Annotated in this window: 24 protein-coding genes and 1 tRNA gene; 17 read left to right on the top strand and 8 right to left on the bottom strand. The window is 29.6% G+C overall.

Going from position 1 to position 23,467, the window contains the following annotated elements:
• Positions 1-7: 7 nt before the first annotated feature.
• A complete protein-coding gene (locus EAH81_RS03505; protein ID WP_140503804.1) occupies positions 8-1,027 on the top strand; it encodes an RES family NAD+ phosphorylase in 1,020 nt (339 codons plus the stop codon).
• Between the two features lie 91 nt (positions 1,028-1,118).
• Here the strand turns inward: EAH81_RS03505 and EAH81_RS03500 are convergent, their stop codons facing one another.
• Positions 1,119-2,066 carry a hypothetical protein gene (locus EAH81_RS03500; RefSeq protein WP_140503801.1) on the bottom strand — a complete coding sequence of 316 codons (948 nt, stop codon included), beginning with the start codon at positions 2,064-2,066 and terminating at the stop codon, positions 1,119-1,121.
• Between the two features lie 86 nt (positions 2,067-2,152).
• On the opposite strand from EAH81_RS03500, the gene EAH81_RS03495 reads away from it, so the two are divergent.
• The 3 genes from EAH81_RS03495 to EAH81_RS03485 are packed head-to-tail and all read left to right on the top strand — an operon-like array spanning position 2,153 to position 5,608.
• Positions 2,153-3,082, top strand: a complete 930-nt coding sequence (locus tag EAH81_RS03495; protein WP_140503799.1) for a hypothetical protein — start codon at positions 2,153-2,155, stop codon at positions 3,080-3,082.
• A 2-nt stretch (positions 3,083-3,084) separates the two neighbouring features.
• Positions 3,085-3,564, top strand: coding sequence for a hypothetical protein (locus tag EAH81_RS03490; RefSeq protein ID WP_140503796.1), 480 nt, complete (start codon positions 3,085-3,087; stop codon positions 3,562-3,564).
• Entirely contained in the window at positions 3,551-5,608 is a 2,058-nt protein-coding gene (locus EAH81_RS03485; RefSeq protein WP_140503794.1) for an AAA family ATPase, read from the top strand. The genes EAH81_RS03490 and EAH81_RS03485 overlap by 14 nt, the downstream gene beginning before the upstream one ends.
• A gap of 8 nt (positions 5,609-5,616) precedes the next feature.
• Here the strand turns inward: EAH81_RS03485 and EAH81_RS03480 are convergent, their stop codons facing one another.
• Positions 5,617-6,546 carry an HNH endonuclease gene (locus EAH81_RS03480; RefSeq protein WP_140503791.1) on the bottom strand — a complete coding sequence of 310 codons (930 nt, stop codon included), beginning with the start codon at positions 6,544-6,546 and terminating at the stop codon, positions 5,617-5,619.
• A gap of 163 nt (positions 6,547-6,709) precedes the next feature.
• Between EAH81_RS03480 and EAH81_RS03475 the strand changes: the two genes are divergently transcribed.
• The 5 genes from EAH81_RS03475 to EAH81_RS03455 all read left to right on the top strand — a co-directional run bounded on the left by EAH81_RS03475 (position 6,710) and on the right by EAH81_RS03455 (position 12,137).
• Positions 6,710-7,465, top strand: a complete 756-nt coding sequence (locus EAH81_RS03475; RefSeq protein WP_140503788.1) for a LytR/AlgR family response regulator transcription factor — start codon at positions 6,710-6,712, stop codon at positions 7,463-7,465.
• Positions 7,443-10,481, top strand: coding sequence for a histidine kinase (locus EAH81_RS03470; RefSeq protein ID WP_140503786.1), 3,039 nt, complete (start codon positions 7,443-7,445; stop codon positions 10,479-10,481). The genes EAH81_RS03475 and EAH81_RS03470 overlap by 23 nt, the downstream gene beginning before the upstream one ends.
• 108 nt (positions 10,482-10,589) lie before the next feature.
• On the top strand, positions 10,590-11,156 hold the full coding sequence (locus tag EAH81_RS03465) for a hypothetical protein (RefSeq protein WP_140503784.1): 567 nt from the start codon (positions 10,590-10,592) through the stop codon (positions 11,154-11,156).
• Between the two features lie 175 nt (positions 11,157-11,331).
• Positions 11,332-11,922: a hypothetical protein gene (locus EAH81_RS03460; protein WP_140503781.1), complete on the top strand. Its 591-nt coding sequence runs from the start codon at positions 11,332-11,334 to the stop codon at positions 11,920-11,922.
• A 5-nt stretch (positions 11,923-11,927) separates the two neighbouring features.
• Positions 11,928-12,137 (top strand): hypothetical protein, encoded by a 210-nt coding sequence (locus EAH81_RS03455; RefSeq protein ID WP_140503779.1) that lies wholly within the window; start codon positions 11,928-11,930, stop codon positions 12,135-12,137.
• Between the two features lie 76 nt (positions 12,138-12,213).
• On the opposite strand, the gene EAH81_RS03450 is transcribed toward EAH81_RS03455, so the two are convergent.
• Positions 12,214-12,486 (bottom strand): helix-turn-helix transcriptional regulator, encoded by a 273-nt coding sequence (locus EAH81_RS03450; RefSeq protein ID WP_140503776.1) that lies wholly within the window; start codon positions 12,484-12,486, stop codon positions 12,214-12,216.
• Between the two features lie 111 nt (positions 12,487-12,597).
• Between EAH81_RS03450 and EAH81_RS03445 the strand changes: the two genes are divergently transcribed.
• Positions 12,598-13,158, top strand: coding sequence for a hypothetical protein (locus tag EAH81_RS03445; RefSeq protein ID WP_140503774.1), 561 nt, complete (start codon positions 12,598-12,600; stop codon positions 13,156-13,158).
• A gap of 73 nt (positions 13,159-13,231) precedes the next feature.
• On the opposite strand, the gene EAH81_RS03440 is transcribed toward EAH81_RS03445, so the two are convergent.
• Positions 13,232-14,131, bottom strand: coding sequence for a hypothetical protein (locus EAH81_RS03440; protein ID WP_140503772.1), 900 nt, complete (start codon positions 14,129-14,131; stop codon positions 13,232-13,234).
• A 129-nt stretch (positions 14,132-14,260) separates the two neighbouring features.
• Between EAH81_RS03440 and EAH81_RS03435 the strand changes: the two genes are divergently transcribed.
• The gene (locus EAH81_RS03435; protein WP_140503769.1) at positions 14,261-15,364 is read left to right on the top strand and encodes an IS3 family transposase; all 1,104 of its coding nucleotides are present in this window, start codon (positions 14,261-14,263) and stop codon (positions 15,362-15,364) included.
• Between the two features lie 27 nt (positions 15,365-15,391).
• Entirely contained in the window at positions 15,392-16,549 is a 1,158-nt protein-coding gene (locus tag EAH81_RS03430; RefSeq protein ID WP_140503766.1) for an IS3 family transposase, read from the top strand.
• 54 nt (positions 16,550-16,603) lie between these two features.
• On the opposite strand, the gene EAH81_RS03425 is transcribed toward EAH81_RS03430, so the two are convergent.
• The 3 genes from EAH81_RS03425 to EAH81_RS03415 form a co-directional block, all read right to left on the bottom strand.
• On the bottom strand, positions 16,604-17,230 hold the full coding sequence (locus EAH81_RS03425) for a recombinase family protein (protein ID WP_140503764.1): 627 nt from the start codon (positions 17,228-17,230) through the stop codon (positions 16,604-16,606).
• A 138-nt stretch (positions 17,231-17,368) separates the two neighbouring features.
• Complete coding sequence (locus EAH81_RS03420) at positions 17,369-17,680, bottom strand: hypothetical protein (protein WP_140503762.1); 312 nt, start codon at positions 17,678-17,680, stop codon at positions 17,369-17,371.
• Positions 17,681-17,697: 17 nt separating this feature from the next.
• Complete coding sequence (locus EAH81_RS03415; protein WP_140503760.1) at positions 17,698-18,021, bottom strand: hypothetical protein; 324 nt, start codon at positions 18,019-18,021, stop codon at positions 17,698-17,700.
• A 137-nt stretch (positions 18,022-18,158) separates the two neighbouring features.
• Between EAH81_RS03415 and EAH81_RS03410 the strand changes: the two genes are divergently transcribed.
• From EAH81_RS03410 to EAH81_RS28100, 4 genes are all read left to right on the top strand, one after another.
• Complete coding sequence (locus EAH81_RS03410; protein WP_140503758.1) at positions 18,159-18,476, top strand: helix-turn-helix transcriptional regulator; 318 nt, start codon at positions 18,159-18,161, stop codon at positions 18,474-18,476.
• A 1,093-nt stretch (positions 18,477-19,569) separates the two neighbouring features.
• Entirely contained in the window at positions 19,570-20,295 is a 726-nt protein-coding gene (locus EAH81_RS03405; protein ID WP_140503756.1) for a hypothetical protein, read from the top strand.
• Positions 20,296-20,545: 250 nt separating this feature from the next.
• Positions 20,546-21,229, top strand: coding sequence for a recombinase family protein (locus EAH81_RS03400; protein WP_140503754.1), 684 nt, complete (start codon positions 20,546-20,548; stop codon positions 21,227-21,229).
• Positions 21,205-22,110, top strand: coding sequence for a recombinase family protein (locus tag EAH81_RS28100; RefSeq protein ID WP_140504168.1), 906 nt, complete (start codon positions 21,205-21,207; stop codon positions 22,108-22,110). The genes EAH81_RS03400 and EAH81_RS28100 overlap by 25 nt, the downstream gene beginning before the upstream one ends.
• Here the strand turns inward: EAH81_RS28100 and EAH81_RS03390 are convergent.
• A tRNA-Leu gene (locus EAH81_RS03390) sits at positions 22,064-22,143 on the bottom strand. The genes EAH81_RS28100 and EAH81_RS03390 overlap by 47 nt on opposite strands.
• A gap of 299 nt (positions 22,144-22,442) precedes the next feature.
• Here EAH81_RS03390 and EAH81_RS03385 point away from each other — a divergent pair.
• Positions 22,443-23,384: a ribose-phosphate pyrophosphokinase gene (locus EAH81_RS03385; protein WP_140503753.1), complete on the top strand. Its 942-nt coding sequence runs from the start codon at positions 22,443-22,445 to the stop codon at positions 23,382-23,384.
• Positions 23,385-23,467 lie beyond the last annotated feature (83 nt).

Genomic DNA, 23,467 nt, shown 5'->3' with positions numbered 1-23,467 from the left:
TAAAATTATGAATGTTTGTAGTAATTGTTTCAATGATAGTGATTTAAAAAGATTTATAGAGTCAAATTCATCTTCAAGAGGTAATTGTAATTTTTGTGAAATCAAAGTTGATTCCGAGCTAATAAGTATTGATGAACTATTAGATTTTTTTGCAGAATTTTTAAATTCTTTTGAAGAATCTGATGACGGAGTTTCTTTACTGCAATTAATAGATAATGATTGGGGGCTATTTGCAAATAAAGATAAAGGACATAGTATTTTAGCAGAAGTTCTATCCAAATTAGGTTCTACAATTGATATTCCAACCAAAAATGTTGTTTATGAGCACGAGATAATTGAAAGTACTTCCTTTTGGACATTATTAAAAGAAGATTTGAAATGGGAAAGGCGTTTTTTAACAAACTTGAATTTATTTGAAGAGTTGCGATGGGATAAATTTTTTGCACGGAATAACTCTCTACCTGATGGAGAAATACTTTTTCGGGCAAGAATTCATTCCAATGATGCACAAGTTGCTTATAATTTAAATGAAATGGGAAGTCCGTCAAAGGAAAAATCTAGTGCAGGAAGAGCTAACCCACAAGGAATTCCATATCTGTATTTAAGTACTTCGGAAAGTACAACTTTCTATGAGACCAGAGCCACTTATCTAGATGAAGTAAGTGTCGCTAAATTTGTTGCAAAAAAAGGGGAGGTCATTTCGTTAGTTGATTTTACAGAAAGTTTGAGCCTTTTTTTAAATATTGAGAACATAAAAGAATATGTTAAAAGCGTATTATTAAAGAAAAGCATAAGTGCTGACCTATCCAAACCATTAAGAAGATATGATTCTGAATTAGAGTATATTCCAACACAATTTATTTGTGAGTTTATAAGAAGTCTTTCTGATGCTGATGGAATAATGTTTAATAGTTCATTACATGTTGGCGGAAAAAATATTGTTCTTTTTAAAGAGAATAAAATGGAATGTATAGAAGTCCTAACTTATAGAGTAACAGATGTTAAAATTGCTCATCAATTAATTTAAATCAAATGATTTTGCAGATTGTATTAACCGCTTCATTTTCTAAAATTTCATGGTAGTGTCTCACTTACACAGTTAGTGAAACACTACAAAATTATTTTTTTGTCTCTTCGTTCCAGCAAGTTAAGCATACCCATATTTCTTCGTCTCCTAAATCTTCGTCTTCAAGCAAGTATTTTACATTGCCTTTGCAATCTTCCTTAATACAATCCTCTCTTATTACTCCAAAATCCGTTCGACAAATAATACAAGACATATCTGTTGAATTTGGTTGATTAGGGTTTAGAAATGCCCATTTACTATCGGGTCTTAGAATTCCTTCTTCGGTTATTTCTTCAGCTTTTTCAATGCAAAATGGACATAAATATTCTCTTGCAGTTATGTTAACAGAAAAATGTTTTTTTAATTCTCCTTTTCCTAAGAAAACATTTAGATATTCTATTCTCATATATTGATTGGAGTCTTGCCATTCAACATGAGAATCATCATGTTCAAATCCCGGATGTTCATAAAACTTATTCAATACCGAATCCCAAAAGCTATCTTTTCCTAGCAGATAAGTAAATGAATTTAAAATTAATTTTAATACATATTCAGGCGTTAGATTTTCTGTGCCTAATCCATGAACAATCTTATTACGCTTAATTCTTATATCTTCATAGTGGGTTGGAAAATCATCATGTATTTCTTTTAAATTAACACAAGCATAGAATGTTTTTAATAAGTCATCTCCACCAATTGTATTGAAATCAGAAAAAGACTCATCTCCGCTATTTGGTAAAGTTTTCCAATCACTTCTTTTTCTATCAATTAAAAGTAGGGGAGATTTTTTGCAAATTTCAGATTTTAGTAATCCTTCAATTCCTTGATGAATTAGTACAAGAGAGGTTCTTAAAACAATCTGATTATAATTCCAAATTTTATCGCGAGGAGTTTCGGGACTTAATGCATTATCTACATTGCAAATATTATCATAGGCTTGAAGTAAACATTCGATGCCTACATTTTGATATTCACTTGAATTAGGTATATCTTTTATCACTTGATAACATGTTTTTTAATTGCTTACAATATAAACATATTCTTGATAAAATTTTATTAATTTTAGAACCTAATTAATTTCAAAGAATGATAAAAACTGAATTCGGAACATTTGATGGAGACAAATGGGAATATATTTGTCAAATTTGTTTTAAGCAGAATTTTAGAGAAGAAGTTTATATCGAAGTTAAAGCAACGCCTGGCGATTATGGAATAGAAGGCTTTACTCGTACTGGTAAAGTTTTTCAATGTTATTGCCCTGATGAAACATATTCAAGCTCTGATTTATATGAAAAACACAGGGATAAAATAACTAAAGATTTGAAAAAGCTTAAAACCTATGAGAAACAGTTAAAGACTTTTTTAGGAGACACTAAAATCAACAAATGGTATTTTGTTACTCCTCTTCATAGCAAGAATGACATAGTTGCGCATTGTACATCAAAGAGAGATGAAGTTAAATCTTGGCAGTTATCTATTGTTGATAATGAAAATTTTGAAATTATTTTTGAAGATATTAATTTTCTTCACCCACACCTAGCACTAGCTTTAGATTCTACGAATCAAAAAATTAATTTATCTCCGAATGATGAAATCACTGAGGGAGAAAAGTTAAAATGGAAAGATAGTGAAATATCATTAGTTGAAAATGCTCAGAAAAAACATTTATCAAGGTTTGATAGCAGTGCAAATAATGTCGATGAAAGAGTAGATATATTAACTGAAAAAACAATTGCATCTTTTTTAGGAGGAAATATATTATTGAGAACGTGGGAAAACCAATATCCTACCGAATATGAAAAATTTTTAGCAATTGTTAGTCTAGTTGAAAATGAGGTAGTCGAAAAATGTATGTTTCCTGTGGAAGATAAAAATCAGTTATATTTTAGCTTTAAAGATTTAGTTACTGATAAACTTAATATTGCGTTTCCAAAATTAGAACAGGAAATGATTATCAATCTAACAAATCAAGTAATGGCAGACTGGATTTTGAGATGTCCAATAAATTTTGAATAATTATGAGTGATTTTGAAATTAAAAGTTTGAAATTTTCTAAAAAGCCAATTTCTATTCCTGCAGATTATAGACCAATGTATAAAATTGCCCAAATTGTAATGATTTTAAGCCTTACTTGTACTGGAAATAAGTCTAGTTTATTGAAATTGCACCTATTGAGTTGGGCATTAAAAAATGATAAAAATAAAGATGAAGTATTAGAGCTGATTAAGAATAATTATGTTGCAGAAATGACAGTGTGGGGTATAGAACCTGCACTCAACAGAGCGTTATTATTTTGTGTAGCAGAAGAGATTTGCAAAATTGAAGGGGGTAAGTATTTATTGATAGAAAAAGGTAAAGAATTTTTTAAACTGATTAAAAAAAACGATGTTTTTCATGAAGAATTAGAGTTTTTGAATTTTGTTGGGAAAAGAAAAATAACAGATAATAGAATAGAATCTATTTCAAATAAATGGTCATTATTCAATGTTGAAAATTAATAAAATTAAGTTTGAAATAAATACAATATCAGGATTGTATGGCTCACAATATCAGTTTACGGAAGGATTGAATATTGTTAGAGCTAATAATACCAGTGGTAAAAGTAGTCTCTTTCAGGCAATAACATATTGTTTAGGTTTTGAAGAGATTATTGGAGGAAAGAATGAAAAGACTATGCAGTCGGTTTTTAGAGACCAAGTAGAATTTCCTGAAGGTTCTTTCCATCAAGTAATACAGTCCTTCGTTTATCTTGAAATTGAAAATGACAAACAAGATGTTATCACTGTCAAGCGAAGTGTAGCAAGCAATTCAGGTAGGAAACCACAACTTGTAGATGTTTATTTTGGTAAATATATTGATGAAAGTGAAGGTAACATTGTTGATTTTAAACCTATGTACATTCATGACAAGGGTGGTGCAACGGATGAAATTTATGGGTTTCATTTATTTTTGGAGAACTTTTTAAATTGGAATCTTCCTAATGTTTTAAGTAATTCTGGAGATTCAAGAAAGCTTTATATACAGCAGATAGCTTCATCTTTTATGATTGAGCAAAAATCAGGCTGGTCTGATTTTTTTGCAACAATGCCATATTACAGTTTAACAAATAAAGAAGCTAGAGCAATAGAGTTTTTATTAAAATTAGATGTAACAGAAAATAAAAAGAGAAAACAAAGAATTGCTTTTACAAAAAGATTAATTGAAGAAAAATGGATATCACTAAATAATCAATTCGTTAGGCATGCTGAAAAAGGAGGAGGAAAAATAATTGGTATTGAACAAAAACCTATTATTATAAACGATTACAGTAAAATTAATGTTTTGCTGACTAAAGACGAAGTTGATTATTCAATCTCAGATTACATTGATTTACAAATAGAAGAATTAAAAGCGACTGAAAATAAATCTATTTATTCTGTGGGGCAAAATATTTCCAATGATGAATCTCAATTAGAGAAATTAAATCTTTTTATAAATAAACTGTCGTTAAATTTTGAATTATTATCAACGGAATTAAATTTTGATGTAGATAAACTTCGTAGTTATAGAAATCAGTTAGACTTGCTTAAGGATGATTTACGAAAAAACAAGGGAGCTTTAAAAGTTAAAAATCTAGGCTCAGATTTTAATTTACAAATTGCTAATAATAACTGTCCAACTTGTAATCAAGATTTAAAAGATTCGCTATTACCTTTGGAAGTAGAACAAATTCCAATGCGCTTGGATGAAAATATTGATTTTATCGATGCTCAAATAAAAATGATTTCAGTTTATATTGATGGTCAGAAGAGAACAATCAAAGAAAAAGAAAAAAAGTTGGATGCTTATAGGGCAAAGTTATCAGAAGCCAGAGCCAATGTAAGACAAATTAAAAAAGAATTAATTTCTGATGAAAGACTTCCATCCATTATTGAAATTGAAAATCGTCTTAACCTAAAAAAAAGAATAGAGTTTTATAGTAAATATCTGGAAGATTTCAATCTTTTACTAGAAGATTTAAAAAAACTTTCTAAAGAATGGGAAAAAATTATCTCAGACGAAAATGGATTGCCTAGAAATTATTTCTCAAGTTTGGACAATGAAAAATTAAACTTCTTAGAACAGAATTTTAAAATTTTACTTAAGGAATTTAGCTATACAAGCCAACAAAGTGAGGTAATTCATTTGTCTAGGGAAAACTATTTACCTGTTATACGTAAACCATTTGGTGACGAAACAAAAGATTATGATATAAGATTCGATTCGTCTGGGAGTGACTTTATTAGATGTATTTGGGCTTACACATTTAGTTTGTTAAATACTTCTATAAAATTCAATGGTAACCATCCAAGATTGATTATGATGGATGAGCMGAAGCAACAGGATGCCGCAATTGAAAGTTTTCATAATTTTTTAAAAAAGATATCTCAATACAAAGATTCTCAAATATTAATTTTTGCTTCTTTTGAAAATTCTGATGAAGCATTTACCACAGCAACAAAAGATGTTGATTTTAACTTAATAAAAATTGATGGGAAATTAATTCAACCTATCTCAAAATAATATAGTTATCATCGAGGTATATTAATTTCGGCATCTTCAAAAGAAAAATGCAGTATTTCATTATAAGTTATAGAGTTTTTTTCAATTAAATCAATTGCTTTAAAATTAAATACAGTTTTGTTTTTGTCATAAATGACTGAGGGGAATAAGTTTAAATTGGGGGTTTTTAATTTTGCTTTTTGATAATCAAACGTATTTGATAAGGGAAGAAATATTTGAACGACAACATTCCCAAAACCAATTATACAAGTCATTTCGGGTAAAAAGTGATTTTTATAATAGATTCTTTTTGCAGAATATAATTCAGCAAAAGGTTTTCGGAATTTCCCCGCTTTTATCACAGTGATAAATGCAGTGATAAATGCATCTGTTTCATTTGACTTGTCTAGAATCCAATCGAACACATTTTTATAGTCTTTGATTTTTTCACTAGGTAAAAGTGACAACGCAATTTTAACAAGAGATTTATAAACTAGAAAAGGTTTATGAGGGGGCTTTCTAAATGTTATTGTGAAAGTCTTGTTCTCTTTACTAATTTGATAATCATCGAGGTTCTGTAAGATAACATTTCGTTTGTTGTCATTGACTGTTATAATAGTTCTTGTATGTTCATTTCCATCTTCCGTTCTTGATTGAAAGGTTGGAACTTTTTTTTTCCCTTTTACCCCCATTATTGTTAAATAAGGTCTGAAAAATATAGATAAATGGGATTCAAATCCACTAAATTTATTATTACATTTATCACATTCGTCATAACTTATAATTTTATTTTCGCCCATAAGTTCAGGAATAAGATGAGCTTCAGTATTAAAAGTTGTATGTTGTTCATCTAAATTGCAAAATCTACAGCTCTTTGGATTATTAGAAATTGCTATAAATGTTTTTGTAGATTCTATTAGTTCATATTTTTGCCAAAAATCTAATACATTTTTATTCATAATAAAAGAAGTAGTTAATTTTAAAAAAAATGTTTTCTTAATTCGTCTAAGATAGTATATTCTATTTTTTTTGCACAATAGATTTATAATCCGATTACTCCACTTTAATGTACGTTTACTAATTGAATCTTATCAAATAAATAAAATATTTTACATTTATCAAATGATTAAAACTATAATTGTAGACGATGAATACAACGCAAGAGAGTTCTTAGAAAAACTTTTAACGCGTTATTTTCCAAATAAATTTCTAATTCTTGATAAGTGCGAAAGTGTTGATGAAGCTATTGTATCTATAGAAAAATATAATCCAGAATTAGTTTTTCTAGATGTTCAAATGCCTAATAAAAACGGTTTTCAACTTTTGAAAGAATTAAACAAAGTAAAATTTGAAGTTATTTTTACTACCGCTCATTCTGAGTTTGCAATTGATGCTATAAAATGCAGTGCTTTAGATTATCTGTTAAAACCAATCAATTATATCGATTTGTTGGAGACTATTAAAAAGTATGATAGCAAACAAAACAAAGCATCGCAAGAAGAAAAACTAAGATTGCTTTTAGAAAATATTGATACTGGTGGCTCAGAATACAATAGGATAGCATTACCAACGGAAAATGGATTTGAGTTGCTTAAAACGAACGCAATACTGTATTGTGAAGCAGATAGTAACTATTGTAAAATTGTTTGCTTAGATGGCAGAAATATTACTTTGTCTAAAACTTTGAAATACATTGAAGAGCTTCTTCCAAGTTCCATTTTTCAAAGAATTCATAAATCATATTTAGTAAACCTGAATTATGTTACTCGATTTAACAAAACCAATGAACTCCTTGTAGAACTTAGCAATGGGGAAAGTCTTCCTGTATCTGTTAGAAAAAAAGAAGAATTTATAAATGCTATCATTCAGAAAAAGTAATCTTTTATTTATACTGCTTTGTTTTGTTGAAATAGCTTTTTCACAAAAATTTCCATCAGAGAATTTCTCTACAATTGATGGACTGCCAAATAATAGTGTTTATTCTATATATAAGGATAGCAGGGGAATTCTGTGGGTTGGAACAGCAAATGGATTATCGGCAATTCAAAATGGAGGAGTAAAGAATTACTATGTTTCTGATGGATTGGCTCATAATAGTTGTTGGGCGATTGTTGAAGATAGAAATCATAACATGTGGTTTGGTAGTCATGGAGGAGGTTTAACTTTTTATAATGGCAAAAAATTTGAAGTTTTTGATAAGAAGAAAGGACTAATTCATGACAAAATCCGACGATTATTTATTCATAGGAACTTCCTTTATATAGGAACAGAATTTGGAATTTCTGTCCTTGATATCAATTCTAAAAAAATCATTTTTAGTAAAAAAATTATTGGACTCAGAAATCTATTTCAGGTAATGAGTTTTGTTGAAATTAATTCTGAAGTATATTTTGGAACTTTTAATGATGGTTTTTGGAAAATTGATTTAAAAGCAAAAAATATAAAACTTGTAAATCACAAACAGCCTGATATATTTTCAATTTACAAAAAGAGAGACAGCCTTTTTATTTGTCACGGAGATGCAATTAATGAATCTATAAGTAGGATTAGTGTAAAAGATTATTTGGCAAATAAAGATTCTAATATTCATTTCGGAACTAGTGTTTTCTGGAATTTTACTACAGATAAAAGAGGTGTGACATATGTTGCGGGAAACGGAATTAATTTTGCTACAGGCGGAATTTATAAAATAATCAATAACAAAATTATTAACCAAAATGATGTATATGGAGTTGAAAGTTCAGAAGTTTGGAGTTTGTTTTACGATTCCAAAACGGACAATCTGTATGTAGCAACAATTAATAAAGGATTGTATAAAATAGACATAAAAGAACAAATTAAGTATTATTCTGCCTCAGATTTTAATAAATCAAGACTAGACATAGTATCTATAGCGAATTTTCATAATAAGAATTTAATGTTGCATAAAGCGGGATTGATTTTTTTAAAAGAAAATGAGATTCAAAATGAAATTTCCAATCAAAACTTTTTTGAGTTTGCCCAAAAAAGTTTTAAAACCAAACCTCAATTAAAACACTTTGAATACTTTACCCCTTTTGCAAAGACTAGTTTAAATGCATTTGAGTTAAGGGGACTTAAAATTATAAATTCAATAATTTGGATAAATTCAACTATTGGATTGTTCGGAGTAAACGATAAAGGGATTATTGAAGAATATTATCCTTATTCAAGTAGTGCTTTTGATTTTGAGAATCCTAATAAAATTATATTCCAAGTTGCTTATGGAAGATTTTGCACCGCAGAAAACTTTAAATATAGTAGTGCTTATAAGGAATATGAATCAAATAATTTAAATAATCCTAAAGAAGGATTTGCTATTCTGAAAATTCAGGATAAGCATTTTATAACTTCGTCTTCTAATGGATTATATAGTTATAAAAACGGAAAATTTTATTCATACTATTTCAATAATATTTGGAAAGAAAATGAATTGGTTCAAGCTAAAATAAATGATAATAAAGAGCTTGTAATTGCAAATTCTTTTGGCGATATTTTTATTATTGATGTTTCAAAAGGATTTAAAATCATTAAGAAGATTGACCGTAAAGAATTAATTGGAAATTCAATCTCGTTTTTAGAATGTTATAAAGATTGTTTATTTATTGGCACAGAAAAAGGACTGAATATTTATAAAAATGGTACAGTTCGTTTAATTGATGAAGAACAAGGATTGACTGGTAAGACTTTTACATCCTCAAATATTAATGGTACAGTTTTGAAAATGGGAACTCAAAATGGTTATTATGAGTTCGATTTTAAAAATTACTTTTCAACAAAAAGCACAGCCAGAAAAATTAAAATTACGGGAATTGAAATCAACTTTGAAAAGATAAATCAAAATCGTTTTAAATGGTTAAGTTATAATTCGGATAAAATTGAATTACCATATAATAGGAACACGATTTCCATTGCATTTGAACCTCAATTTGCACAATACCCTAATAAGTTAGAATACCGATATAAGTTATTTGGATTAACTAATTCTAATTGGAGTAAATGGACAAAAGATAAAAATATTAATCTTACTTATCTGCCAGATGGTAATTATAAAATTAGATTATTAACCAAAGATTTATACTCTGGTCAAATATCTTCAAATGATATTTTAAATATTGTAATAACTCCGCCTTTTTGGAAAACTTGGTGGTTTTTAATAAGCTGTTTTATTTTTATTTTTGTATGTGGATACTTCATTTATATTAATCGTATTCGTCTCATAAAAAAGCAGGAACGAGCAAAGGCGGAGGTTCAAAAACGCTTAGTGGAAACAAAAATGGAGGCATTGCAAAGTCAAATGAATCCTCATTTTATCTTTAACGCAATGAACTCTATCCAGAATTATATCATTGATAATAACACAGATGATGCCTTAATGTATATGGGAGAATTTTCGAAGATAATTCGTCAAACATTAAATAATTCCTCAATTCAAAAAATTGCATTATCTGACGAAATTGAATATCTGAAATCTTATGTTGCCCTAGAAAACATGAGATTTAGAAATCATATTCAGTTTGAGCTTATCGTTGCTGAAGAATTAGATTTATTTGAAGTTGAAATTCCTCCAATGCTAATTCAACCATTTATTGAAAATGTATTTGTCCATGCATTTGATTCTCATTCAAAAAAACCAAAATTAATTCTTTCGTTTAACAAGCAAAATAACTTTTTGTTATGTAAAATTATTGACAACGGGAAAGGAATGCAATTAATGAATTTAAATAGGCTTCACACATCAAAAGGAATTGAATTAGCAAAAGAACGTATTGCCTTATTCCATACTGATAATTCTAATCCTATAGCTATTATTTCCAAGTTAAATGAAGGGACAACAGTAGAATTACGTCTTCAATGCTATAATTTTTACGATTAATCATAAAATCTTTACGAGAACTAGTTGTTCAAAATTTAATATGTCTATAGAGGTATTTTTGGTTCATATTAATCTTAAAACAATACTATGGATAATTTAAAATTACTTATGAAGATTTTTTTCTGCACTTTTCTTATGACAATGTCATATAGTTGTAGTAGTGATATTGATGATATAAATGAAGTTATTAATGCTGATGGCGTTAATAAAGATTCAAAAGTTTCATTGAAAATTAATGATATATCTTATCAAGAATATTTCGATTCTAAACCTCCAACATATCAAAATACACACACTTTTAAATGGAGTAAAAAGCAATATAACGAAGGGTATTCTTTAAGTGGTTACATTGTTTATATCGCCTCTGCTACTGAAATTTCTTTAGAAGGCCCAGGATATATAACTTTTGACATTGGAAGTGATGTAAAACAGGGTCAGATTTATGATGTTAAGTCTTCTAATTTTGATTTCAGGATAAGTTTCGGAGGGCTTTCAAATAGTTTTTATAGCTTACAAAACACTACAATTGGGCAATTAAAAATAACGTATTTTGATGGTGTTACAATGAGTGGTGAATTTACTTTTAGCAATGTGGGGCGTTGGAAAAGCGATAATAAAAAAGAAGATGCTAAAATATCGGGCACTTTTACAAAAATTGAAGAAGACAAATCTTAAGCATTCTTAAAATGGAATTCCAAAACTATTCAGAGATGAATAGTTTTTGCTTTTATCCAACGTTTAATTGTAAAACCTTTACGATAACTAATTCATAAAACATTAAAACTCCCGCAGATTTATTTTCGCTAAAAATTATTATTAAGAGCCTATAAAATCAATTAAAAATAAAGAAATGGATAAAAAAGAATTATTCCAATCAATGATTAATATATTAACTGAATTTCAAATTATTTGCGAATTTGACAATGGAGATATAGTTATAAACTTCTTGCCAATTGCTTCAGCAGAATTATGTGATTTTGAATATGCGATTTTTCACGAGAAAAAATGGTATAAGGTAGTTGTCTCGGAAAAAGATTCAAAAATTAAAATATTTGAACAAAATGATAATGTTCAAGAAACGGTTTTATCCATTTTAAAAGATGATTCTATAGAAAATGAACCTGTCGAATTAATTGACCTTGCAAAACATTTCGTTACTAAAACTAAAGAAATTAATTTAGAAGGAGAATTAAAAGGTAAAACTATTTGGGTGGAGGAGACAATGTTTGGAAAGTTGCTTGGCTTTACTAATAATGATGATGAATTTATTTCAATGGGTATTGAAATCGATTCTGAATTATATTTTAGTCCGAATTTTACAGAACACAATGATTTTGCATTTTTCTGTAAAATTACTAAGAGATATTACGATGCTTTTGTCAGAGATGAGAGTGGCAAGTATGAAGGATTAACATCAAATGGACAAAAAATTAAATTTTAAATATTATGAGAAGAATAGAATTAGAGCATTTGATAATATATATGCGTGTTCAATATGAAGATAACGCAGAAATAAATTCAGATACAATTCTGGATGAGTTTAACGCTACTGCAAGAGACATATTTACTGTTAATGATGATATATTTAATGAAAACATTGATGATGTTAGGGAATTCATTATGAGTGATATTAGTATATATACTTTAATAGATTAGTTTTCTTGACAGACACTACAAAAAAAAGCCACTTCAATTATGGAGTGGCTTTTTTGTGTTATTTAAAATCACTGATTTATTCAGTTGAAGGTAGAGTTAATTCAAAATTAAATATTTCACTTGGAGTAACATCTAATGCTCGGGCAATTTTGAATATAGTACTGACAGTAGGATTTATTCTTACAGTTTCTATTCTAGCAATTTGGGACAATGTTAATTCAGAACGATAAGCCAGCTCTTCTTGTGATAGTCTTTTTTCAGCGCGTATCTCTTTTAATCGTTTAGCTAACAATTCCAAACCTTCTTGGTCGAAGATTAATTTTCTCGATTTTGTATCATTCTTTTCCACTTATCAAAAAGAACATATAAAAAACAAAATCATTATAGCACAAGTGCTATAATTTGTATATTTGTGAAAATATTAAAAAAAATCATGTTATTAAATTTTAACTAAAAACAAATGAGAAAAATATTAAATGCCGTTTTAAATTTTAAAAACTACCATCGGCTTCTAGTGATGGCAATAGTTTCCTTATTCGCAATCAGTTGTAATGATTTGCCAGCTGACCTACAGGCAAGAAAAACTGCTTGTATTAAAGAGAATGAACGATTGATAGCAAGAGAAGATACCATAAAGATGGATTGGGAATATGAAAAAATAATTGTAGACTATACTAAATTGAACGAGGATATCAAAAGCTATACGTCTGACTGCAATAAAAGAGGAATATCAAAAAATAATGATGAACTCATAAATGGAATCAAATACAGAATAGCCACCTTCCAGAAGAAGTTAAAAGAAAAAGAGGAAAAACCAACTTATGGTTATAGTTCTTCGTCAACCAGTTCTTCAAGTAAAACATGTTCATGGTGTAAAAAATCGTTTAGCGGAACGCATTACACGCATCTCGGAAAAATATCGGAATGTTACAGTACTGATTCTTCAACTTCTATAGGAATATACTGTTCAATGAAATGTTGCAGTGAAGCCAGAAGAAGTACATGTCCAACCTGTAGATAGTTCAAAAAAAAGCAACTCAAATAGAGTTGCTTTTTAATTTTAATTTAAATTTTCAGAATCTTATCTTAAGATTCTAATCATTTATTATAGGGATTTTGCAACCTATAATAGAATCTTTAACAATTTCCTCTCTCAATTTTTTGTTGTCAGTACATGAAGAATCATCTAATAAATCATCAAACTTAAAAATTCTTATTTCGCTTGGTCTTGGTTTACCGTTTCTGTCTTTAATAAGCTGATGACACTTTACAAAAATATATTTATCATTTGAATACAGTATTTCAAAAGTTGCTGAGTTTTCAATTTTTTTAGCTTTACAAATCAAGTTGTCTATATTTTTTAATTCAGCAGGAAGTAGAAAGACATCATGAAATTTCACCATGAATTCAAATAACATTGTTACTTGGATAAATACTAAGATTACACCAAAAATAGGAGCAACTTTTCTGAAGTGGTGAAGTAATTCAACATGTTTACAGAAGTATATTGAAAGATTTATAGAGGCAAAAGCGAAAAGTGTAATTAATATATTTACAGGAAAGTATAGAAATAAGCTTGGTATTTTTTCGATATTCGCTATGAAATAATCATTGGAATATTTGGCAATAATCAGACAGCCAAAAACTAAGATTAGAAATAATATTGATAAAAGAATCTTTCCTCTTTTTACAGTAAAGACATTTTTTTCTGTATCATCAGTATTAGTATCATCATCGAGTTTTTTCCAAAAATAGAATAGGATAAAAACTGAAATCGAAAATATTGTTAAAAATAATAGTACAAGTAATCCGTCAGGTATAATTTGACTTACAGAAAAAAAGCGAATAAATGAAAATGAAATTCTTGAAAGTTCAATTAACTGCCACATACCGCCTAATAAAGCGGGTAAAATTACTATCAAGTTAAGATTGTTTTTTAAAAATTTAAGAGGCGATTTTTTAAAATTCCAATATATTTCTACAAGTTCATTCATTTGGTTTATATATTATATTTCTTTCCAAAGTAACATAATATATTGAACAATTGATTTGTTATTTTACTACATATATTTGCTTGTCATTATATTTCTTAAATTCACATAATAGAATCTGAACTTAAAAAAATGAAAAAAGACTGTAGAGTTTACGACCGTAACTTTAAAGAGAAAGCAGTCCTATTAGGATATGAAATCGGTCTTACAAAAGGAGCCAGAAAGCTTGGCATTAATCCTCCACTTATGACTCGATGGAGACAAGAATTTGTTGAATTTGGAACAACAAGTTTCTGTGGACGTGGTAATTGGAGATTAAATCCAAAACAAACAGAATTTTCCAAACTAAAAAGGAAACTTAAAAATGAGCTTAAAGAATTAGAACTTAAGCTTGAAATTTTTAAAAATGCAAGTAAATACACTTCAGAAGGAAAGTTAACTATCTATGACTTTATAAAAAACCATTCCGAAAAATACACAATTACAAAAATGTGTAAAGTTTTGGGTACAGATAAAACTACATTTGACAAATGGAAAAGTCAAGCAATTTCGCCAAGACAACGTAGAGTAAATTTATTGCAAAAAGAAATAACTTCTATATTTTATGAATATAAAGAGCTATACGGGGGGGCAAAAATTGCCGCAGAATTGCAGAGTCGAGGGGTTAAAATTAAAACAGGTCAAGTTTGTGTCCATATGAGAAAACTAGGTCTTGTTAGCAAGATTAGAAGAAATTACCGACTTAAGACAAATTCACTTAATAGCCCATATAAGTTTCCAAATATTTTAAATCAGCAATTTACATTTGAAGAACCATCTAAGGCATGGATATCTGACATAGCCCGAATCCAAACATCCAATGGATTTTTGTTCTTAACAATTATTATGGATTTATATGACAGAAAAATTATTGGATGGAACCTTAGTAATGGATTAACCATAAATGAAACAACAATGCCAGCATGGGAAATGGCTGTCAAAAACAGACAACCAGAGAAGGGATTAATATTTCATTCCGATAGGGGTATTCAATATGCTAACAAAATCTTCAGCCATAAATTAGACCACTATAAGTTTATTAGGAGAAGTATGAGTCGAATAGGAAATCATTCTGACAATGCTGTGTCAGAAAGTTTTTTCAAATCCTTTAAATCTGAACTGGTTAATTTAAATATGCTTCTTACCAGAAAACAAATGCAAGAAAAAATAATTGAATATTTCGAAAATCGACAATAGAAAAACTTTCATCACAAACTTCAGTTTATGATAAAATATGAACGTAATTTCAAAGTAAATGCAGTTAAATTAAGTTATGAGCGTGGTAAGGGACAACTTGCATTTCTTGCAAGAGAGTTGGGTATTGCTCCAAGTTATTTGTACAAATGGCGACAAGATTTTGAAAAATTTGGAACAGGAAGTTTTTCAGGATGTGGACATCCAAATTTAACTCCTGAACAAGCTGTCATCAGAGAGCTTGAAAGAAAAATTAAAGATTCAAAAATTTCTCTTCAAATTTTAAAAAGAGGAACTAAATACGTTTCGCAAGGAAAAATAATGACTAAAAATTTCATTGAAAACAATAAATCTGAATTTTCAATTGCAAAAATGTTAGCTGTGCTGGAAGTATCGGAAACCACATATTATAGAACAAAAAAACAAGAGCTTACGGATACAGAAACTCGAGTAATTTTATTGAAACAAGAAATTACATCGATATATTATGAATTTAAACGAAGATATGGATGTTTCAAAATTACAAGAGAACTTCAAAGCAGAGGGTTTAAAATAAAAAACTCTTCAGTAAAGAAGTATATGAGAATGTTGGGGCTACGTCGAAAAATTAAAAGAAAGTTTAAGGTAACGACTGATTCGTTTCATAACCATTATGTATTTCCAAATGCTTTAAATAGACAATTTACAGTAACTGAGCCTGCTAAAGCTTGGGTTTCGGATATAACCTATATACAAACAATAAAAGGCTTTATGTATCTTACAATTGTTATGGATTTATTTGACAGGAAAATCATAGGATGGAATTTAAGTACAAAAATGAGTACTAAGGCAACAACTTTGCCCGCTTGGGAAATGGCTGTTAATAATAGGAAAATTACAAAAGAATTAATTTTCCATTCCGATAGAGGGGTTCAATATGCTAACAAACTTTTTACTGATACATTAAATTCAAGTAAATTTGTTAGACGAAGTATGAGCCGTAGAGAAAATCATACCGACAATGCTGTTTGTGAAAGTTTTTTCACTTTTTTCAAAGCTGAAATGCTTGTTGGAAATAAACTGCTATCAAGGAAACAGATGAGAGTGGAAGTTTACGAATATATTGAAAATTGGTATAATAAAAAAAGAAGGCACTCATTTTTAGGCTATAAGACGATTGAAGAATTTGACAAAGCTTATCTTGGATAATTTATATACGGAATTATCTTTGAAATTCTTATATTAAATGTGATAATTGTATGATTACTTCATTTGTCTAAACTGCATTACTTTTTTTACTTTGATAATAGTAGCTGAGGATGCTCTTGTAATTTCAGAAATTTCTCGAATAGTTAATCCTTTTTGAAGTTTTTTGACAATAGTTTGGTGTCTTAGTAAAAGCTTTTCGTCAGTTTGGATGCTTCCCAATTTTCTACCTGTGAATTTGCCTAGAGCTTTACCGATTGCTACACCTTCGGCGGTTCTCGTTTTAATACGGTTCCTCTCCATTTCCCCTATACTTCCCATCACTGAAATCACAAGTTTTGCCATTGGATTTTCCTGGCCATTATCCAGAAGGGTTGAGAATCCTTCTTTTAAAGATTTAAGATTAATGCCGTTTTGAGTAAATAATTCAATAGTATTCAGAATATCTAATAAATTTCTCCCAAGTCTATCGACTGAATCCACTACGACAGTACAGTAATTATTTTGACTTGTAATTTCATCAAACATTTTTATTGCCTCTGGACGTTGCATGAATGGAATATTTCCTTGAATTTTTTCAATGAAAACATATTTTGCATCATAGCCAATGTGATTTTTGAAATTTTCAATTTGGCGACTTGAATTTTGTTGAGCAGTTGAGATGCGAGAATAAAAGTAATACATAACTAAAAATTTATTGATTTTTGTTTCAAAATTAGACTCCGAATTATTTTAAATCATATGACTCATTTAATAATACTTTAGAGAAGTTTGCCTGCTTTAATTTATGGTTATAGGCTAAAACTAAAGCAGGAATGAAATTTACTTACCTTCAATCCAATCTATAACAGGAACTAACATATCACAATATGCTCCTTCAAAAGTTTTAACTACTTCCCTATTTTTGTTGATGAATATTATTGTGTAATCGTCAACCCAACGAAGACAAATTTTTACCCATCCTTTGTGCTTTAATCCATTTACTTGAAAAGATAATCCACCTTCAAATTCTTTGCTTTCACTAATTGCGGAAAAACTTTTAGCTCCCCATGCCATTAAAGCACTTCTGTCTGCATAATTAATTTGTTCTAGTATTGTATGTGCAATTTGCATCGTTCTTGATTTTGTTTCCATATTTTTTCGTAATTACGTTAGTCTAATGCTCCAAAGCTTTTTATATATTCTTCAGGTGTTTTAGGATTCCAGAAGCTTTCAAATTGAATTGCAGTAACAGAATTTGTTCTGATTAGTTCTCCAAGATTTTTAATTGATTTTACGGATAGTGTTCCGCAATCTGTCCAAACTTGATTTATTCTAAAATCATTTCCTTTTGACTCTTCGTTTAAAACTGCATTACCAAAATCCTTTAGGCTAAAATATGGTCTATAGCCATTTTGAGTTACCAATTGAAGAGTTAGCCCTTTTAGGCTTTCTTTGATTTCTCTTAATTCTAATTTAAAGTCTGTTGCGGTCATAAATCAAGTATTGCTTTATTATTACATTACAAAGTAAAGTAATATTTTATTTAAAAGCAAATATTGTTTTATTTTTTTAAAGATAAAGTAAGTCTTGCTTTATTTTTTGATTACCTTTGGATTGTAAAAAAACTGAAATGGAAATATTACGACTAAAACAATTGATGAATTTGAAAGGAATTTCTAGAGAAGAACTTGCTAGTAGGGTTGGTGTAAGCATGACAACAATCTCCAATATTTCATCAGAGAAAAATTTGCCAACAATAAATTTATTGCTTCAGCTGGCAGAAGCACTCGATGTAGATGTAAGAGAGATGTTCATTCCCACTAAAGGGACTTCTATTGCTCAAAGTGAGATTGAGGAAGCCAAAAGTTTTATTGAAAAAGGTTTAATGATTTTAGAAGGAAATAAAACTGAAATAGGCCTAAAAGCTAGTTTAAGCTTAAAAAAATAAAAAAAATTACTTTTTGGTATAAAGAGAACTCGACTAAACGCTCTATTACCTGCAAATAAAGGGGTTTTTGGGCTAAAAACGTCTTTTAATACGTGCTCTTTTATTTCAAAATTGTATCAAAATATGTCAAAAAAATGCTGTTTAAGTACATAAAATAGCCGTTTTTGTCTAAAAATATTTTTTTGGCATCATAGGTAATAAATGCGGTGTTTTTATTTTTTGTGTATATAAAAGAGAGGTAACGAATAAAAGCATTTTGGTAATTTGATTTCTATGGGGGGAGGGCTACTCCTAGGGGGGGGCTATGTAGAGGGGGTGCTATCAAGAAAGGAGTGATATAGAAAAAGGATTGGTATAATGTTTTTACTAAGATGTTATTAGATTCTTAATATATTGGAATTTATATTGGTATAGTTTTTTAAGATATAATATCCAACTGTTGCCGTAGGCTAATTTTTTGTTTTTGATAGTGTTTTTTAACAAAGAAGAAAATACTTCACTATAATATAAGTTATTTTATTCTTATACTTTTTCTTATTTTTAATGTTATTTGTATTCTTATTTTATTACTACTCAGAAGGTATAGTGTGTCGGTTTCAGATAGTATAGCGTTGTGTTTTTGATGGTAGTACTATGCTAATTGGTAGGTAGGGTTATGCTATTTTGAATCAATTCGGGCAATATATGAGAAAATAAAATAACACCAAAATTTATTTTTATTGGCTATCCCTAAATTCCGAAGTATATTTGTTATAAGTCAGTAAAGTGCGTTATTTGAGTGATTAACGTTTGACTACTAAAGGAGTTTAATACCTAAAAAGGACAACTGTCTGGTAGATTAAATTCGGGTTTTGAAAAAACTAGAAACTAATTAAATCTTCAATCTGAAATGGTTCTTAAGCCGTTCATGAAGATTTATTTAAAATCATACAATATTTTATTTTATAGTGTCAATCAGTCTGATTGATGCGAATATTAATCCAAATAAATCCCCAAGTTCAATTGAGGATAATAATATTATAATGCAATGTTTAAAAATAAAAAAATAGAATCTGAAGGGTTAGATAATTTCCTCCGTTTATTTCCTAAACTAATGAAAAATAAAGAGCTAACTCTTCTTCAGAAAGTAATCATAAGTGATGTGATATCTAGACAAATCCAGGGACAGCCATACTTTAAAACAAGTGCTGTTCTAGCGAAAGAGTTGGGGGTTTATAAAAAGAAGACTATTCAAATGAATTTCCAACATTTGGAGAGTTCAGGTTATTTGAATACTCAACCCTATAATGATGGGAATCATGCCAATGATTTACGTGAGGCTGAGGTTGTTCAAATTGAAAAATGGATATTTTCAGATGATTTCCTTGAAAAATCAAAGATTAGAATTCTGCCACTAGTTAAAAAAAATAAGGATGGAGATTATGCATGGGATAGAAAAAGAAGAAGGAGTAAATTAGTTTTTGCCGAGGCTCAACAGTCGGAATTTTTCAAAGATGTTTTGTGTGACAGTGTTGAGATAAAAGAAGAGTATTCCGAAGACCAAAATGAGATGAATACTACTCATATTACTGAGGCGAAGGCTCTTCATAAAGGCTATCCTTTAATAAGTTTAGAAAATGATGTAGATAATGGATGTTCAATAGGAGAATCTTTTATTGAACAATATAAGTCTACTGGTAGTCTTCCGTTTGAATTCATGTATGTAGATTATGGAGGAGGGACAATTTTTGATGATGAGGTACTTAGAATTCCTAATTCATCAAAGTATTTCTTGAAATCGACATTGATGATGATAGATGAGACATTATTTCCAGAATAATTTATGGAAATAAAAAAGTGTTTACTGGTTGTAAGCATTCTTATTGGGATTTTGTCCCAATAATTAATCTTCCGCCCTAATAACAATTGAGATGGGTGTCTGAGAGTAAAATTGTTAAGTATAACAGAGTGTAAAAAAAAATTAAATAAAAATGGTGTTCGTTACACTGATGAAGAAGTAAAATTAATTAGAGATGTACTTTATAAATTCGCTGAAGTGCATTTTAAAAATAAAATAAAAACAGAAAAAAATGAATAATAATATAAACGTAATAATATATTGCCGTGTGAGTACGGATGAGCAAGCTCAAAGAGGGTTTAGTCTTGATTACCAAGAAGAATCATTAAGAAGATACTGTGACGCAAGAAACTATAATATTGTAAATGTATATAGAGAAGACCATTCTGCTAAAAATTTCAATAGACCAGAATGGTCAAAATTAAAGACTTATGCAAAAGCCAATAAAAGAGAAATTCATAAAGTCTTTTTTGCCAAGTGGGATAGGTTTTCTCGCAACGTTGAGCAGGCATTGACTGTTTTAAGAGAGTTTGACTCAATGGGGATTGAATTAAATGCATCTGAACAATACCTAGATACGAGCAATTCAGATAATAAGATGGTGCTGTCAATATATTTGACAGCAGGGGAGGTTGAACGGGATAAGATATCAAGTCGAACCATAGCAGGAACTTATCAATGTAAAAAAGATGGATATTTTACAGGAAAAGCTCCGTACGGTTATAATAATTTCCGCAATGAGCTTAAAAAGTCTACGTTAAAAGCCAATGATTATTCAATTTTCGTCAAAAGAGCATTTCATGAAGTAGCTATAAATATTGAACCTGTAGAAGTTATCCGAAAAAGATTGAGAGCAGATGGAATGAAGTTGGAAAAAGCTCCTTTAGTGAAATGCTCAAAAATATCATTTATATAGGTAAGATATCGGTTCCCGAATACAAGAAAGAACCTGCGATGGTCGTTGATGGGAGACATGAAGCTTTAATTGACATTGAGACATTTAATAAAGTACAGGATGTCTTTAAAAGAAAAAGATGGCATGGAATAAAGCCTTCTCACAAAAATTTAGAATTTCCAATGCGTGATTTCTTAATTTGTGAAGTTTGTGGAGGTCAAATTACAGGTAGTTTATCTACAGGTAGAAATAAAAAATACGCTTATTATCATTGCAGAAATAAATGTGAAACTAGGGTTCGTGCTGAGCATGCACATTCTAAAATTGGTAATATACTAGCAGAATTAGGAATTAATGAAAGCGCAAAAGGGCTGTATGTCGATATTTTAAAAGATTCCGAGTCTCAAATTAACGGAGATAAAGAAAATCAGTTAAAGCTAAAAAAAGAGCTTCAAAGGACTTTAAAAGCTAAAATAGAAGATGCAGAAGATATGTTATTGGCAAAAGATATTGATAAAGATAGATTTAATAGTATAGTATCTCGAATTAATAAAGAATTAAACATTGTCAATAATGAAATTGAAATTCTGGGACTAAAAACGGATTCGATAAAGTCGGATATTGAATCAGGGCTTGAGTTGCTTATGAATTTACAAGAATTCTTTGCGAATAGCGATTACGAAGGGAAAAGGATATTGGCAGGGGGTGTATTTTCTGAAAAACTAATTTTTGGAAATGAAAATTGTCGAACCACTAAATTGAATGAGGTAATTGAGGTTTTGACTAGGAATAGCGCGACTTTAGAAGGTATTAAAAAACGAAAAGCCGTCAAAAATGACAGCTTTTCCGTTAATGTACCCGGAGCCGGAGTCGAACCGGCACGGTTTCCCACAGGTGTTTGAGACCAGCGCGTCTACCAATTCCGCCATCCGGGCTTAGCAGACGAAAAAATAATCAAATAAATAGATTATTTCAACGCAATAGAATAAGGTAATTATGATGTCATAACTGTGCTTATTCCTTTAACACGGTGCAAATGTAAAAAATAAAATTAAAAATTCTAATAAAAATACTTAATTTTTTCCTTTCAGTGTCCAATAAATTTTCTAAATTTGCACCTCGTTAAAACGAAGCACACACAACTAACTACACCCGAGGCAAATACATTGATCTGGCTAGGACAAAAGAAATAGCCGAATTGATGGAGCGTAGCGGAATAAAACAACAAATTATAATGTCGCACCTAGAACCAGAAGCTAAAATTTTTGCTTGTTCACAAAGTGTTTATCTTGCAGAAAAAATTGCAGAACAATACGGAATTCCGTTAGGGAAAGTAACGATGTCAACGTATAGTGATGGAGAATTTCAACCATCTTACGAAGAATCAATTAGAGGATTACGCGTTTTTATCGTGTGCTCAACTTTTCCAACTGCCGATAATTTGATGGAATTGTTATTAATGATTGATGCTGCAAAGCGTGCATCAGCAAGACATATTACAGCTGTTATGCCTTATTTTGGTTGGGCAAGACAAGATAGAAAAGACAAGCCAAGAGTTCCGATTGGAGCAAAATTAGTAGCTAATTTATTAGATGCTGCCGGAGCGACAAGAGTAATGACAATGGATTTGCATGCAGATCAAATTCAGGGGTTTTTCGAAAAACCAGTAGATCATTTATTTGCATCTACAATCTTTTTACCATACGTAGAAAGTTTAAAATTAGAAAATTTAACCATTGCATCTCCGGATATGGGAGGTTCAAAAAGAGCATATGCTTACTCTAAGTTTTTGCAATCAGATGTAGTAATCTGTTACAAACAAAGAAAAGCAGCCAACGTTATCGACACTATGGAACTAATTGGTGAAGTAAAAGGCCGTAACGTAATATTAGTAGACGACATGATCGATACTGGTGGAACATTAGCGAAAGCGGCAGATTTAATGATCGAAAAAGGAGCATTAAGCGTTAGAGCAATTTGTACACACGCCATTTTATCAGGTGACGCGTACGAAAAAATCGAAAACTCAAAATTAAGCGAGTTAATAGTTACCGATTCTATTCCGTTAAAGAAAGAATCAAAGAAAATCAGAGTAGTGAGTTGTGCACCTCTTTTTGCTGAAGTTATGCACATGGTACACCACAACAATTCCATTAGTGGAAAATTTATAATGTAAGAAGCAATAAGCTTTAAGCTATAGGCTGTAAGCATTGTTGACACATTTAAAAAAAAGCATAAAGCCTAGTGCCTAAAGCTTAA

Origin of the sequence: Flavobacterium pectinovorum, from assembly GCF_006438875.1 — a bacterium.
In the GTDB taxonomy this organism is placed as follows: Bacteria; Bacteroidota; Bacteroidia; order Flavobacteriales; family Flavobacteriaceae; genus Flavobacterium; species Flavobacterium pectinovorum_A.
This window is presented reverse-complemented; position numbering and strand designations above follow the sequence as displayed.

Excerpts from the sequence above, each read along its gene's own strand:
- EAH81_RS03415 (WP_140503760.1), bottom strand. The coding sequence starts at position 18,021 with ATGACCGCAACAGACTTTAAATTAGAATTAAGAGAAATCAAAGAAAGC.
- EAH81_RS03445 (WP_140503774.1), top strand. The coding sequence starts at position 12,598 with ATGAGAAAAATATTAAATGCCGTTTTAAATTTTAAAAACTACCATCGG.
- EAH81_RS03480 (WP_140503791.1), bottom strand. The coding sequence starts at position 6,546 with ATGAATAAAAATGTATTAGATTTTTGGCAAAAATATGAACTAATAGAA.
- EAH81_RS03495 (WP_140503799.1), top strand. The coding sequence starts at position 2,153 with ATGATAAAAACTGAATTCGGAACATTTGATGGAGACAAATGGGAATAT.
- EAH81_RS03460 (WP_140503781.1), top strand. The coding sequence starts at position 11,332 with ATGGATAAAAAAGAATTATTCCAATCAATGATTAATATATTAACTGAA.
- EAH81_RS03430 (WP_140503766.1), top strand. The coding sequence starts at position 15,392 with ATGATAAAATATGAACGTAATTTCAAAGTAAATGCAGTTAAATTAAGT.
- EAH81_RS03470 (WP_140503786.1), top strand. The coding sequence starts at position 7,443 with ATGCTATCATTCAGAAAAAGTAATCTTTTATTTATACTGCTTTGTTTT.
- EAH81_RS03385 (WP_140503753.1), top strand. The coding sequence starts at position 22,443 with ATGTCGCACCTAGAACCAGAAGCTAAAATTTTTGCTTGTTCACAAAGT.
- EAH81_RS03505 (WP_140503804.1), top strand. The coding sequence starts at position 8 with ATGAATGTTTGTAGTAATTGTTTCAATGATAGTGATTTAAAAAGATTT.
- EAH81_RS03440 (WP_140503772.1), bottom strand. The coding sequence starts at position 14,131 with ATGAATGAACTTGTAGAAATATATTGGAATTTTAAAAAATCGCCTCTT.
- EAH81_RS03400 (WP_140503754.1), top strand. The coding sequence starts at position 20,546 with ATGAATAATAATATAAACGTAATAATATATTGCCGTGTGAGTACGGAT.
- EAH81_RS03490 (WP_140503796.1), top strand. The coding sequence starts at position 3,085 with ATGAGTGATTTTGAAATTAAAAGTTTGAAATTTTCTAAAAAGCCAATT.
- EAH81_RS03475 (WP_140503788.1), top strand. The coding sequence starts at position 6,710 with ATGATTAAAACTATAATTGTAGACGATGAATACAACGCAAGAGAGTTC.
- EAH81_RS03435 (WP_140503769.1), top strand. The coding sequence starts at position 14,261 with ATGAAAAAAGACTGTAGAGTTTACGACCGTAACTTTAAAGAGAAAGCA.
- EAH81_RS03455 (WP_140503779.1), top strand. The coding sequence starts at position 11,928 with ATGAGAAGAATAGAATTAGAGCATTTGATAATATATATGCGTGTTCAA.
- EAH81_RS03420 (WP_140503762.1), bottom strand. The coding sequence starts at position 17,680 with ATGGAAACAAAATCAAGAACGATGCAAATTGCACATACAATACTAGAA.
- EAH81_RS03465 (WP_140503784.1), top strand. The coding sequence starts at position 10,590 with ATGAAGATTTTTTTCTGCACTTTTCTTATGACAATGTCATATAGTTGT.
- EAH81_RS03405 (WP_140503756.1), top strand. The coding sequence starts at position 19,570 with ATGAAAAATAAAGAGCTAACTCTTCTTCAGAAAGTAATCATAAGTGAT.
- EAH81_RS03410 (WP_140503758.1), top strand. The coding sequence starts at position 18,159 with ATGGAAATATTACGACTAAAACAATTGATGAATTTGAAAGGAATTTCT.
- EAH81_RS03425 (WP_140503764.1), bottom strand. The coding sequence starts at position 17,230 with ATGTATTACTTTTATTCTCGCATCTCAACTGCTCAACAAAATTCAAGT.
- EAH81_RS28100 (WP_140504168.1), top strand. The coding sequence starts at position 21,205 with ATGCTCAAAAATATCATTTATATAGGTAAGATATCGGTTCCCGAATAC.